At 47.6% G+C, this 13,818-nt stretch carries 12 protein-coding genes; 3 read left to right on the top strand and 9 right to left on the bottom strand.

Annotated elements, in window-relative coordinates; translation table 11 throughout:
* Positions 1-91: 91 nt before the first annotated feature.
* The 3 genes from K7B07_RS01435 to K7B07_RS01425 all read right to left on the bottom strand — a co-directional run bounded on the left by K7B07_RS01435 (position 92) and on the right by K7B07_RS01425 (position 1,591).
* The gene (locus K7B07_RS01435; RefSeq protein WP_223706791.1) at positions 92-481 is read right to left on the bottom strand and encodes a hypothetical protein; all 390 of its coding nucleotides are present in this window, start codon (positions 479-481) and stop codon (positions 92-94) included.
* 171 nt (positions 482-652) lie between these two features.
* The gene (locus K7B07_RS01430) at positions 653-1,096 is read right to left on the bottom strand and encodes a GNAT family N-acetyltransferase (protein WP_223706789.1); all 444 of its coding nucleotides are present in this window, start codon (positions 1,094-1,096) and stop codon (positions 653-655) included.
* A gap of 33 nt (positions 1,097-1,129) precedes the next feature.
* The gene (locus K7B07_RS01425) at positions 1,130-1,591 is read right to left on the bottom strand and encodes a GNAT family N-acetyltransferase (RefSeq protein WP_223706787.1); all 462 of its coding nucleotides are present in this window, start codon (positions 1,589-1,591) and stop codon (positions 1,130-1,132) included.
* A 248-nt stretch (positions 1,592-1,839) separates the two neighbouring features.
* Between K7B07_RS01425 and K7B07_RS01420 the strand changes: the two genes are divergently transcribed.
* Together K7B07_RS01420 and K7B07_RS01415 are read left to right on the top strand one after the other, a co-directional pair.
* Entirely contained in the window at positions 1,840-2,343 is a 504-nt protein-coding gene (locus K7B07_RS01420) for a methylated-DNA--[protein]-cysteine S-methyltransferase (RefSeq protein WP_223706786.1), read from the top strand.
* A gap of 9 nt (positions 2,344-2,352) precedes the next feature.
* Complete coding sequence (locus tag K7B07_RS01415) at positions 2,353-3,009, top strand: DNA-3-methyladenine glycosylase family protein (protein ID WP_223706784.1); 657 nt, start codon at positions 2,353-2,355, stop codon at positions 3,007-3,009.
* A 92-nt stretch (positions 3,010-3,101) separates the two neighbouring features.
* On the opposite strand, the gene K7B07_RS01410 is transcribed toward K7B07_RS01415, so the two are convergent.
* Together K7B07_RS01410 and K7B07_RS01405 are read right to left on the bottom strand one after the other, a co-directional pair.
* Positions 3,102-3,656 carry an NADPH-dependent FMN reductase gene (locus K7B07_RS01410; protein ID WP_223706782.1) on the bottom strand — a complete coding sequence of 185 codons (555 nt, stop codon included), beginning with the start codon at positions 3,654-3,656 and terminating at the stop codon, positions 3,102-3,104.
* Positions 3,653-4,183 (bottom strand): DUF2480 family protein, encoded by a 531-nt coding sequence (locus K7B07_RS01405; RefSeq protein ID WP_223706780.1) that lies wholly within the window; start codon positions 4,181-4,183, stop codon positions 3,653-3,655. The genes K7B07_RS01410 and K7B07_RS01405 overlap by 4 nt, the downstream gene beginning before the upstream one ends.
* A gap of 73 nt (positions 4,184-4,256) precedes the next feature.
* Between K7B07_RS01405 and K7B07_RS01400 the strand changes: the two genes are divergently transcribed.
* The gene (locus K7B07_RS01400) at positions 4,257-4,889 is read left to right on the top strand and encodes a helix-turn-helix transcriptional regulator (protein ID WP_223706779.1); all 633 of its coding nucleotides are present in this window, start codon (positions 4,257-4,259) and stop codon (positions 4,887-4,889) included.
* An 80-nt stretch (positions 4,890-4,969) separates the two neighbouring features.
* Here K7B07_RS01400 and K7B07_RS01395 read toward each other — a convergent pair whose 3' ends face one another.
* The 4 genes from K7B07_RS01395 to K7B07_RS01380 form a co-directional block, all read right to left on the bottom strand.
* Complete coding sequence (locus K7B07_RS01395; RefSeq protein WP_223706778.1) at positions 4,970-5,446, bottom strand: DinB family protein; 477 nt, start codon at positions 5,444-5,446, stop codon at positions 4,970-4,972.
* Between the two features lie 5 nt (positions 5,447-5,451).
* Entirely contained in the window at positions 5,452-5,946 is a 495-nt protein-coding gene (locus tag K7B07_RS01390) for a DUF1440 domain-containing protein (RefSeq protein WP_223706777.1), read from the bottom strand.
* Positions 5,947-6,064: 118 nt separating this feature from the next.
* Positions 6,065-8,572, bottom strand: coding sequence for a translocation and assembly module lipoprotein TamL (gene tamL / locus K7B07_RS01385; protein ID WP_223706775.1), 2,508 nt, complete (start codon positions 8,570-8,572; stop codon positions 6,065-6,067).
* Complete coding sequence (locus K7B07_RS01380; RefSeq protein WP_223706773.1) at positions 8,565-13,595, bottom strand: translocation/assembly module TamB domain-containing protein; 5,031 nt, start codon at positions 13,593-13,595, stop codon at positions 8,565-8,567. The genes tamL and K7B07_RS01380 overlap by 8 nt, the downstream gene beginning before the upstream one ends.
* Between the last annotated feature and the right edge of the window lie 223 nt (positions 13,596-13,818).

The raw sequence follows: 13,818 nt of genomic DNA, 5'->3' as shown, positions 1-13,818 counted from the left end.
AGTGAATAGATGGTATGCTGCGACAGCATACAGAACAGGAGTGCGTACAACACGCCTCCAAAAGGGCATAAAACGGCCCTGAAGAAACTGATTAACCAGCTCGGGGAGGTTGCCAGATCGAATACGCGTAAGAAGGGAGCTGTGTTTTATTACGCCCGATACGGTGATCGGCTGCAACGGCCGGAAGAGAAGTGATCTCCAGTTGATTTACGGTGTGCAGGCTGTATATGGAAACAGGGTGACAGCTGTTATCGGTACAATTGTCGTGTGTACAGTGCCCCTTTTGCTGGTGTGCAGCGGAAGCGTGATCGCAACAGGCGGACTTGTGATGGGTATTGTTTTTTTTAAGATGCGAATTGCCTGCTGATGAAGCAGGCTGCTCTGTTTTTTTATTCATTTCACAGGCACTGGATCTTGATGCCGGCGCCATAAATGAGGCAACCAGAAACAAGACCATTACTATGAAACGCGTTTGCAACATAGCACAAAATTAAACCTTATTGTTTTCTGAACAAAAAAAATGAGGCGGAATTGATATTCTAACAGATCAATAACAATTGAGGCCCATTTACTTATCATTTCAGTAAATGATACAAGAAATCCCGTGAATTTTGTAAGAGTGGCCTGCGGAGAATTTTATATTGGTTTTGCCTTATGTGTTTATTTTTTTTACATAGCCGGTTGATGTTGCTTCAAATCCCAGTTTCGGATAGAACTGATGGGCTTCTTTCCGTTCCGGCCGGTTGCCGGAATTTAATAATACGGCACCAGCTTTAATTGTTGTTGCATGAAGTATTGCGGCCTCAATCAACTTCCGCCCGATGCCGGCTTTCCGGTGATGATGATGTACTACCAGGGCCTGTATCCTTAAAAAGGAGCCGTTCTTTTCCCAATAGAAACCCTTTACCATGCCGGCATAGCCCACCACACTGTGGGCTTTAACGGCTACCAGGGTGCGGCAGTCATCGCGCCCGGAAATATGTTCCATCCGGCTTTTCATTTCATCTGTTGTGGTGGGATAGCCCAGCTGGCTGGTGAGTTCTGTAATCGCTTCCAGGTCCTGCGGTTGGTAGTTTCTGATAAGGATCGTTTCCATTTTTGTGTATTTATAATGACCGCTGTTGCAGGGTCATAGTTCTTGTTTCAGGAGTATCATATCCTTTAAGCGGATGCCGTTCTCATAAATCGGTTGCGGATAGTTGTTGATAAAAAAGTTCTTTCGCCGCGCGTATTTCCGGAATCCGTTACGCTCATAAAAACGGAGCTGCTGGTGTCCGGTAGCTGCTGTTCCAACTATAAGGGTCTTGTATCCCAGCTCTTTTGCAAGACGAATGATCTGTGTAATAAAAAATGATCCAATGCCTTTTTTCTGATACGGGGAAGCTATAGCGATATTTTTTATTTCCATTTCATCCGCTGAGTGCCGGTATAAGGCTGCTACACCAATGGTCTGCTGCTGATCTGCCAGTATATAAACTTCCGCCTCATAGATATATTTTTCAATGGCTTCGATGGTTTCATCCGCCAGTAATAGTAAACGGAACGGGAGCGCATCGGTCGGCCGGAGTTTTATGAATTGAATATTTTGCATTCCTGTTAGGGAATTTTAGCAGGCAGCAAATTAACGCAATCCGGCGAAAACGAACCGGAAGCGGTAAAAATTTATGATCTGTATAAAAGATATCTACTGAAACACACCGGTTCGCGCTACTGTGTGAACACAAATAATACCTGCTTGAACGGGCGGAAGAATAATTACTGAAACAAGTTGGGTATGCTATAAGAAAATATAACAGGGAATGATGTATTTTAGACGGATGAACCGATGATCACAATTGCATGGAACAATATTTTTATAAAGAAGTAGCATCGCCCACGGGGCCGTTACGCCTGATCGCAACAGCAGCACACCTGGTAGGGGTACAGTGGCGTACCGGTGAAAAATATGTGAGTGGGGAGCAGTTTGTTAAGGAAGAACTGCACCCGTTGTTATTGGAAACAGAGCGTCAACTGGATGATTATTTTTCAGGAAAACGAAAACTGTTTGAGTTGCCGGTAATGCTTACCGGTAGTGATTTTCAGAAAAAAGTATGGGAGCTGCTGGCGGATATCCCCTTTGGAAAAACGATCAGCTATGGTGAAATGGCCCGGAGGATAGGTGATATAAAAACCGTTCGTGCTGTGGGCGGCGCACTGAATAAAAATCCCGTGCCGATCATTATTCCCTGTCACCGGGTGATTGGCGCCGACGGAAAGATGATCGGCTTTGGCGGCGGCGTGCAGCGAAAAACGTATTTACTGAATCTTGAAAACCCAAAACCACAGCTTGATCTGTGGACATGACCCGGTTCTATGATCCATTCCTTTTCTGAAAAAACATTCAAACGCATCTGCAATCAGCTTGCAAAAAAAGATGTACACCTGGCAGAGGTATTGAAAACATACGGGCACCCGCCGATGTGGACGCGGACAAATAGTTTTGAATCCCTGGTGCATATCATCCTGGAGCAACAGGTGTCGCTGGCCTCTGCCCTGGCGGCGTTGAAAAAATTACAGGCACATACGGGACAATTGATACCGGAAGCGGTTTTAAAACTGACCGATGCAGAGCTGCGGGCCTGTTATGTAAGCCGGCAAAAAGCAGTATACATCCGCGGACTGGCCGAAGCGATCATCAGCGGAAAAATTGATCTTGACGGAATGCACCGGTTGCCCGATGTGGTGATCCGGGAAAAGCTGACAACTTTAAAAGGGATCGGCAACTGGACGGTTGATGTATACCTCATGTTTGTATTGCAGCGTGCCGATATATTCCCGGCCGGTGATCTTGCTGCAGTAAATGCACTGAAGCGGCTAAAGACATTGCCTAAGGATACATCAAAAGAAGAACTGATCGCCGTCGCGGAAAAATGGGCGCCGCACCGCACTGTTGCTACCATGATCCTGTGGCATCATTATCTGTCTGCGGGAAGAAAGAAGCAGCCGGAAGCTGGCAGCAATCAGCCCTGAGCGATCGGCTTTCAGGATAAATAGCAATGTGCCCGGCAAACAACTCCCGGTAATGGACTGCAAGCTGAGGGCGCACTGCTGAAGGCAGACAGCTAAATGGTCACCACGCGTTTGGAAGTAATGATATTGGTAAGCAGGTTGATCTTGTTTTTATATTCCTGGGTGATCTCCTGATAGTCCGGAGCAGTAAATAACGCATTACGGACGATCGGAACGCTAAAAGGTACGGGCCAGGCACGCAGCGATTTGGCCACGGCGTCCATCGCATTGATGCCCTGCACAGCCTGTCCTCCGTCCGCCCAGCAAATCAGTCCGATGAGTTTATCGATCAGATAGGGACGCTCTTCTTTAGAACTGAGCTCCAGCCAGTCGAGGCAATTTTTCATCACACCCGTCATACTGCCGTGGTATAGTGGGGTCAGCCAGATATGGGCATCAGCATTTCTGAAGAGATTGAGCATTACCTGAACGCCGTTGGGCACTTTCTGTAATGTATAGTCAAACAGCGGAATACCCGATTCCACCAGATTGAATACAGTAACCTGGGCTTCCTGTGCTTCCAGGTGTTGTTTGAGATAGGCAGCAAGTTTTGCCGGTGTTGATCCTTCGCGCTGATCCAATGATCCGTTTAGTACTAATATATTCATGATATGGTTCCTGTTGTTGGTTTGTACGACTTATAAATAACTTTTGGCAGCCCCGGTTCGCCATACATAAGGGTGGCCACCAATGGCATTAATTTCTCTGTAGCTTTCATGTACACCTCCTCCGGAACTTTTATGTCAGCGCGGAGGGTTACTTTTTTCCCTTCCAGGTGACTGAAATCCGCAGCATCAATATTTTCGACCCAGCATTTTTTTCTATGGATCTCTGTGCTGCCAAATATAATGCTTTTTGCGAATGGCCGGAGCTTTACAGACAGCAGCATGAATGCCCACTGCGGCAGTATGGCATCAGACGAACAATAAACAGATACACAGCTTTCCGCATATTGTGTCCAGTCGATCGATTCCATTGCCGCCCTGAATTCCTTTTCCTTTAACACCAGCCCGTGGAAGAGATACGGTGTGATATCAAAATCCGCAAACCGGTCGCCCGGTGCATAATCCGTCAGGGTAAGTCCTGCGATACCGGACTGTACCACTTTATTTTGTATGCCGCCCCGGTCCTGCATAGGTATCATTTTAATCTCAAGTCCGGCAAAAATACTAAATTTGTATTTAAAATAAATAATTACTTTGTTTATTATGCATAATAATCTCCCTGAAAATGAGAAAGCACTGGGCATCATAAAGACCAAAGGGCCACAGACCCTGCTGGACCTAGCCGCTGCAATGGAGATCACTGTAGAAGGCGCCCGGTTTCATTTGCTGAAGCTGGCAAAAGAAGGACTGGTGACCGCCACCACAGAATCAAAAGGACGGGGCCGTCCGCAACAGATATGGGCACTGACAGATCTGGGGCATGCGCGTTTTCCGGATATGCATGCAGAATTAACTGTGAAACTGATCGAAACGATCCGCAGCACGCTCGGGCAACAGGCACTGGATAAGATCATTGCGGCCAACGGAAAGACCGGACTGGAGCGATATATGAAAGAACTGGAGGGACAGGCCGGTTTGAAAGAACGGTTGAAAGGACTGGCCGCCATCAGGACCCGGGAAGGATATATGGCCGATTTTAAAAAGGAGGGAGAGGGTTACCTGCTGGTGGAGAATCATTGCCCGATCTGTGCTGCGGCAGCCAGCTGCCAGGGATTCTGTGCGGCGGAGCTCAAAACGTTTAAAGCGGTATTGGGCAAAACGGCTGAAGTGGAACGTGTGGATCATATTTTAAAGGGTGCCCGGCGCTGTGCCTATAAAATAACCCCGGTGGAATAATATACTTTCCGGGTATCATTACCAAAGAACAGACCGGAGCAATAATGCCCCTTGCAACCCTGCAAAATGTTCAATTCCTGTTAATGAATGATGTCGGTATCTGCAGGAGTGTATCCCATCAGCCGGCTGATGGTAAGGACCTGCCCCTTGTGATGGAATTCATGCGTGGTTGCATGGCTGAAGATCTGGAAAAAGGAGGTAGTGCGCTGTACGTTATTTAATGAAAAAGGAATGTTATGTGCCGTCAGCGTTTCCTTCTTTAAAAGTTCGGTGATCAGTTCGTCGATGGAGTAATAAAGGGAGCGGATCGCATCAATACTTTTAAAATCCCCGTATGCGGCATAAGATATTTCTTTATGCAGTGCAATGATACCCACCCAATGCTGGTATACATTGGCAATATGCACCAGCAAATTACGGATGCTGCCTCCATTGCTGAAAGAAGGGAATTCGCGTTCCAGTTCACCGGGTTTCAGGGCTTCCAGGTAGGTCAGTAATACCTCCCGGGAATTTTTTATCCAGCCGTATTGTGCCGTGCAGTATTCGCTCCGTTTCATTTTTTTTATTGACTGTTTCTTTCCCGTGAAATAGCGGCAGGATCGTTCTTCCGGTAATAACGGCTGACGATAAAAGAAAGGGGGATGCCGATGGCAATGATCAGTATTGCTGCGTTAATGAGCATCCCCGAAACATTGGCCGGGAACTTCCCGATCCGCGACAAGGGTACTACGATAAGATTCATGATGATCCAGATAAACAGCCCATAAAAAACAGCAGTGGCAAGGCAGTTGCGCTGCAGTATTTTCAACTGCGGGTACAGCCAGAAGAAAAATACAGTAAAGCTGAATGCTACGAAATAATGGAGCAGCAACCCGGCCGCGTACATTTCAGTGCCTCCCGAAAACGCCTCCGGCCCCAGTACCGCACTGGTGATATATTTAAGGATAAATAACGGATCCTTGCCAGTTGCAACATAATAATGCAGAAAGGCGGAAAGGATATCCAGGGTTCCAGCCAGGAGCCCGGCTTTTATGATTATGGAAATCTTCTTTTTCATATGCTGTTGTTTGCTGGCAATAAAACAGGTGATGGCGGCTCTCGGGACCGGTATGCTGCGGGCTGACCCGACAACGGACTAGCCGGTGCCGGTGTTGAAACCTGACCGGCCGTGGCTGCTAGAAGGGATACCCGATACCGATATTAAATATAAGATTTTTTTTGCGCCATTCGGGATCACTGAACCGGATCTGGTCAAATACCCATCGTTGTCCGGGGGGTAACCAGGGTTTGCGGAATGGCATGGCCAGGTCGAAGCGCACCACGAAGATCGAAGCGTCCACTCTCAGACCAACACCACCGCCAACAGCGGTTTCGCTTAAAACACCCCCGAGCCGGAATTGCCCCCCGGGACGGCTGGTATCGTTTTTTGCCAGCCAGATATTACCGGCATCTATGAATACTGCCCCCTGGATAATACTGAACAGTTTTGCCCGCAGTTCGGTATTGAGCATGACTTTGACATCTCCCCCCTGATCAGCAAAGAAATCCAGGCTGTCTGTATTGAAGTAAAAACTGCCAGGCCCCAGGGACCGGGACCGGAATGCCCGGATATCATTACTCCCTCCTGCAAAGAACTGGCGTATATAGGGCAATACGGAACTGTTGCCATATGGAATGCCATAGCCGACGTTAAACCGGTTGGCCCAGATAAGACCGGGTTTTATTTTATAATAATCCCTGAAGTCGGCCTCCAGCCGCACGAACTGGTTGGTGATCGTCTGGAAGAGCCGTTTTTTCCCATCTTCATCTTTTGGGATAAAAGCATTCACCAGATTGCCTGCGGATTCCACAGCTCCCATGAACAGGAAATTGTTTCGGGCCTCGGTCTTCATCTGGTTGCTGTAGGTATAGGTATAATTGGTACCGATGATAAACTGGTTCTCGAAGTTGTTCTTTAATGTCGGTACTTTTTCCAGCATCCGGTTAAAACTGTCGGTGGTATTTGCGGTACGGATATAACTTATCGAAATCGGGTTTAGCTGGTGTTCGTTGAATTCGTTGCCCTTCCATAAATAACCAAATTCCCCCTTGCCGGAAAGAAGGGTATAATAATTGGCCCGGTTTAACAACTGGGATCCAATGGTGATGTGGGTTTTGGGCACATAGGCATTATGCGTTTTAAAATTGAATATGGGAAGTATGATACGCGGGAATAATAATTTTGCTTCCGCACCCAGCGAATAAGAGGTAAGGTTTTTCTGCTGTCCGCTGAACTGTTTTTCAAATCCCCCTGAGAGACTGAGGTTGAATTGTTCCGCCCCGCGGAATGTATTTTTATTGGTATGCGTGACCTTGATCTCCGATCCGATGAAATTATTGGATTTGCTGGTGCCTGTTACCGAAAGGGACATCGCATTCTTTTTGGAAGAGGTAAGGAGGAAATCCACATCCATATTGTTGCTGGTAGCGGTGTCCATGGGGTTGAATTCTGCCTTTACAAAACGGAAGGTCCCGATGTTCACCAGCCGGTTCAGGCTTAAGGAATGGTCGGTCCGGTTATAGCGGTCACCTTTCTGGAAAAAGATCAGATGTTCGAATAATCGGGGTTTGTATTTATGATTGGGATCGTAGATCGTAAAGTCTTTGAACTGCACCGGTTCGGAGGACCTGGTGACCGAATCCCGCCGCAGGCTGTAGTCCGGGTAAATGTTTATATTGCGGATGAAATAAGGCTGCAATGCCGCGCGTGGTGCATTGTCCTTTATTTTCAGATTGATATCAACTTTCTGATCACCGATCGTACTGTCTGCCTGTATCAGCAGGTAATCGGGATTAAAATAGAAATACCCGTTTTCTTTGAGCTGTACATCGATGCGTTCCCGTTCGGCTTTAAAGACATCCAGATCGTAATAATTGCCTTCTTTTAATAAGGTCTTGTTCTGCACATTGCGGATGAGCCCGGCGATCTCTGCATTGCTGTCGCGTGGGAAACTGATGGTATTCAATGTGTAGCGCGGACCGGAATAGACCTGGTAAAAGGCCTTGCCCATTTTGCCTTCTATAAGGGTGTCTCCCGAGCCGGAGGCCTGTAAAAAGCCTTTGCTGGCAAGGTAACTGGTCATTATATTTACATTGTTCTGCAATTTGACCTGGCTCATTAAAACGGGCGGCTCTCCCAGTTTATACTTTACCCAGTACTTAAATCCTTTCTGTTTTTTGGGTTCGCTGACAAGGTTATAGAAAAATAATTTATAACGCCAGCCGAGCAGCTTTTTGTTGGGCCCGGGTCGTACTTTTTCTTCCAGCTGGCTTTTGAAATCTTTCTGACTTTTAACAGCAGGCGTATCGGGGTTCAGGTTTATAGTGGCGCCGGTATAAAGCACTTCACCGGGTTTTAATTTTTTTGTAGAGCTGCAGGAGGTGAAGAATACCATAAAGAGCAGAACGCTTACAAAATAAACGAAAGGACGGGATTTGATGATCGGGTATTGCGTATTGAGATTCGGGATCCGGGATTTAAGCGCTGAGATTCGGGATTTAGGATTTGAGATTTCAGGTTTCAGCGCCGGGATTTGAGTGCCGGAAATTGCATCCGGGCTGAAGGCCGCCACCTGCGCCCTGGCAGCTGATAACTGACGATCCCTGCGGGTAAAAAACAAATATGAAAAATTCCGTTTACTCATCTCCCTTGTTTTCTCGGTTACTGCCATTGATACTGCCGGAGCCACGGCGCTGATCCCGCTTTCTGAAACTGCGGAACACTTCTCTGAACCTGTTATAATCTACCACTATGATAAAACCTACACCGGTTTCGATGATCTGTCCTTCAATGATGCCTTCTGTTTGATTGCGCCGGTAAGCGCGCAGACGGTAACGCCCGTCCCTGGAAAGCATGTATTCTATGTTTACATTACTGGCCAGCTGGGCTGCGTTCTGATTGGCATTGGCGCCTTCAAGCGCAAAATTATTTCCCACTGTTACGCTGAGACGGTCGTTCAGAAGCCGTTTGGTAAAGGCTACATTCAGGTCGGTCTTTGTTTTTTCCTGCCCGGTGGAATAATCCTCCTGCGACGTGAGGTCGAAATTGATGTCCACTCCCTTGATCAGGTCGGAGGCGAGGTTGTTCAGCTGTTCAGTAAGCAGTTTGCTTACACTCTGCCGGGCCAGTGCCCCTGCTGAAGTACCGCCGGCAAGACTTTCAAACGGATTATCGGAAATAAAACGGTTAAGAGCCAGCAGGGCAAAGACCTGTTTGTTGAGTTCACTTTCATTGGCATTGACCTGTTGCAACCGGGTATAAACGATGCCATCAAGGGCATTGCGGTCGCTCTCCCTCATATCGATCTGGAAGCTAAGGGTGGGTTTTAATAATTCCCCGTTCATTTTCAGGTACACATAAAATGGCAGTTTTTGCCGCGATTTGGTGCGGGTGATATTATCGGCGGGATCGATCTGCCCTGATACCAGGTCGATCGGGGAGGTATTGATCTCATAGATAGCAGTGATATCAGCATTAGCTTCTGTAGGAGCCCCTGTCCACTGGATCGAGCTTCCCTGCTGGATCTTGAACTCGCGTTTCGCCAGCCCGCCGATGGTAAGGTTATAACCACCTTCCGTAATTTCGTACCTGCCGGTTAAAGTAATGCGGCCACTGGGATCCATCTGCAGACTGAGATCGGCTTCCCCTTTTACACGCAGTGCATCCCCGTTCTGCGGATCTACCACGATGGTGATCTCCGCTTCCTTATCGATCGTTATATCACCCGAAATATCAACGCCGGTAATGGGCGAACGGGTAAGACTGTCCACATTCAACGGCTGCCGGCCATTGAACGGGGGCGCATCTTTATCAATAAACTCTACAATGCCCTCCTGGCTTGCCACCAGCGGGTCATCATCGGGGATCACAAAATTGAATTTGGTGCCTTTGTTGATCCGTACCTGCATATCAACCTTGGGCTTGTTCAGGTCGCCGTTGATCCGGGCATTGAGGGTGACCAGCACAGTACCATAAAATAATTCGTTATCTGCAATCGTGGAATTCATGACCCTGAAATTATTGGCGCGCAGGGTCAGGTTGAAACCCGGATTGGAAAAGTCACGTGTAGTGATCATCCCGTCCAGCGTCAGCGGCTGATTGGCGGAATCCCGTATGGTGAATTTATTAAAGGATATACCGGACTCCACAAAGCGTACGGTCTCATTCCTGAGCTGGTAGTAGCCGTTCAGCTGTGCAATGTTCAGTCCCGCATCTTTAAAAGTGAGGGCGCCCAGGATGACGGGTTTACTTACCGGGCCTTTGGCCGTGAGGTTTCCGGTAAGGATGCCTTTGCCGTTCCTTATCTGACCGCCCGTAACGCTTTCAATGTGTTTCAGGTCGATCTTATTGACGGTGATATCCAGGTCCAGTGAACCGGTTTCCCCGGTATAATAGAATCCCGTTACAGCAAGATCGTGCAGACCGGTCAGGCGGACATCCGCCTGGTAGGCATTGGCGGTGTTGTTGTTTACTTTTATGGTTGCATCACCTAGGGCATCTTTCTGGTACCGGAGCTGGTTGATGGTAAGATCTGCTTCAAACTTCGGGCTGGTGGCTATATCGGTAACATCCACGACGCCGTTGAGTTTTCCGCCTACCATTGCCGTATCCTGGTCAGCGTACCTGGTCAGGGTCTCCAGCATGAAATTGGTGAATTTAACATTGACAGGGGCATTGGGCTCGGCAGACCGGCTGTTGATGGCCAGCGACTGCCCGTTGTTGCTGATCTCAAAATTGCGTACATACACCCCTGCCTTACCATACTGGATCATATTATCGGCGGCTACCTTCCAGGGGTCATAGTTCAGGAGCAGCTTTTGCGGATCCAGCATAAACTGATAGGTTTCATTGATCGATTTGAACTGGCCGCCTACCTGGTATTTATCCTTGTTGGCACGGTCTCTTAAAAAGAGATTTACATCCAGCAAATTATTTGCAGCAGCCCCGCTTACTTCCGCATTGTAAAGATTTACAGAAGGACTTTGGATGGCCTTTATGTTCAATGCATAGTCAAGTTTTGTTGAATCCGTATTGCCCGCCTTTAATTGAATATCTTTTATATCAAAGCTGTCGTAGACCACATGAGGGAAAGCGGCATTCAGACGAAGACTGTCGTTCAGGGTATTAATATTTCCGTCGATGGTGGCGGGTGCCAGCGTGGTGAGCGCGGGAACAAATTTCTGGATCAGCCCCGGATCGGTAATGACAATATTGAATTGCAGCTGCTGGGGCGCTATTTTCTTTGTGGGAGCAAATGCATAGTATTTGTTGATCTGGTTGATAAAGGCCTGTCCGGTCTGGGTCAGCTGGTATTTCCCGCTGAACCGGGCTGTCATGAAGTCTGAAGATAGTGTCAATTCGTTGTGTTCCCTGGTCGATACGGCATTGAGCGTTAAGGTATCAATATTATAGATGGATTCGTTGAAGCCGATCTGAACACTTTTCAGGGTGGCTGATCCGTTGAGGTAGTCCGGGTCCACGGAACTGAAATCCATATCAACCAGCCCCGCCAGTTTCAACGGATCTGTATAAAAGTTCAGTTTTTGGAGATCGATGTTTTTCAGGTCGGCTGTTCCTTTTATTGCCGGGGTAGCTTTATTAAGATCGACCTTTGTGTCTAAGGTGAAATGCGCGTTGCTGTCGTTGCTGATGGCGTTAAGGGTGGCTATATTGCCGGCGTAAGAGCCTTCCAGTTTAATGTTTTTATAATCGTACCTGTTATAACGGGCATGATAAATGGTCCCGTTCAACTTTGCACGCATTTTTTTGGGGTCCAGGCTCTGGCCGCTTATATTGGCCAGCAGCGAAATGGTGCCCAGCTGATCCTGTTGTTTCAGCAGCCGCCCCAGGTTAAAGTTATTCAGCTGCACCTTGGCACGGTAGATCTCCCTGTTCTTTGGTCCGCCCATGGCGGCCTGCAGCGTGGCACCGCCCATATCTGTTTTTAATTGTAATCCGGTGGTGAAATTGGTAAGACTGCCGTTAAATTTTCCGTTTGCCGAAAGATAACCGGGCAATTCAATGCTTTGAGGCATCGTTGTTGCCGGTACCAGCGAAAGGAGATCGCTTTTGGAAGTCTGCAGTTTCCGGAGGTTTAAATTGAACACGGTCTTTTCAAGATCCGGCAATCCTTTGATGCCGCCGGCAATGTCGATATTGGTGCTGTTCAGGCCATGGATCTGCAACTTATCAATATCGAGGTCATTCAGATAGCCCGTAAACGCTGCTGCCAGATTGATCTGCCGGCTGCGGTAACTGGCCGGTACCGACGGCAGGAGGTAATACAGGTCCTGCATCCCGATCCGGGTATCCCGGAACTGAACGTCCATCTTTACTTTTTCCGGATGTTTGCTCAGGTCCTCCTGCGAGGTGTAGCTGAGCAGGCTGTTGTTGTCGATCCGGGTATAAGGGGTTTTTAAAATAAACCCGTCCACCTTCAATTGCCGGTCATCATACACGATGTCGCCTTTGAGGTCATTCAGTACAAAGCCACTGGTGTCTTTTAATTTCCCGCCGAGTACGGCGGCTTTTATACCGGTGCTGTCAATGGAAATATTGTTTCCGGTAAGTCCCAGTTCTTTTATGTTGAGGTGATTAAAATCCAGGTGTCCCGGCGTACGGGCAGCTGCCAGGTTATCGTATCGCAACCGGTTATTGGCAAAGATCACTTTTCCCAGCAGCAGACCGAAAGAAGATGCCGCTGCACTGTCTGCAGCGGTTTCCACCGCTTTTTCGTTGGTCGGTGTAGGACGGTAGGCAAAATCGATCAGAGAGTTCTGCAACAGGACCTCTGAAGAGCGGTAGCTGCCATTGGTAAGATCGAGTGCGAGGTCATCCAGGTGAAATGCATTCAGCTCCGCAAGAGCCCTGGTGTCTGAGAGCCGGTCGTCGTATTGAAGCGATACATTGTCCAGCGCAAGTTTTGCGAATTCGATCAATGGCAGGCGACCTCCCTTTTCTGTGGCGGTTTTATCGATACTGGAATCTGCTTTTTGCTGCAGCACGGTGAGCGGTTTGTTCTGAAAATAATGCAGCCGGGTATTTTTAACTGCGAGTGAACGCAAGGCATAATGCATCTTATCCAGGTCGAATGTTTTTACCCGGGCATCCAGGTTGCCCAGAAAAACGCCTGCATCATTGCCAGACACATCATCCCGGAACCGGATCCGGATATCGTTAAAAGTGATCTTGTCCAGGCGGAAGCGAAGGGTGGAGGTGGTGTCTTTTTTTTCATCCTCCGGTGTCTTCTCTTCGTTGGATATAAGCGAGTCTACCAGGAACTGGTAATTAAATACCGTATCCGGATGGAGTCGGTACACATTCGCCCGCACTTTATCCAGTTCGATACTGTTTATTTCCACCCGGTTCGAGAGCAGGGCCAGCATGTCCAGGTCTACTCCCAGTTTTTCGGTATAAAGCAGGGTGTCCTTTTTTTTATCAGCAACATAAAGTTTGTTCAGCTCCAAGTCTTTCGGAAAACCGATACGGATGCGTTCCAGGCTGATCTCGGTATCGGTCTTCTTTTTCAGGTATTGCACAACCTTGTTCTTAATGAGATTTTGTACAAATGGAAGGTTCAGCGACAGGATAAGCAGAATGACAAGTACAATAATACCTGCAAGTATTTTCAGAATTATTTTTATACCTTTTTTTACTGCTTTGTTCAAGTGTGCAACGGGTTAATTCAATGAATGAAAAGGGTTCTGCGCTGTTTTTGCAAACCTAACAGATTTCTTAGTTTCTGCCTGCTTTTTAATTAAAAATCTCCAAATATTAAACCAAAATTTACACGTGCTGTGATTTGTCTTCCGCTGGCAAAAAGTAAGCGGTAAATTATGATTTGGCCTGAAATTCGTAGTGCTTCTGATGAAGCAGGAAATTTGCTGTGGT

Origin of the sequence: Niabella beijingensis, assembly GCF_020034665.1 — a bacterium.
Lineage (GTDB): Bacteria > Bacteroidota > Bacteroidia > Chitinophagales > Chitinophagaceae > Niabella > Niabella beijingensis.
This window is presented reverse-complemented; position numbering and strand designations above follow the sequence as displayed.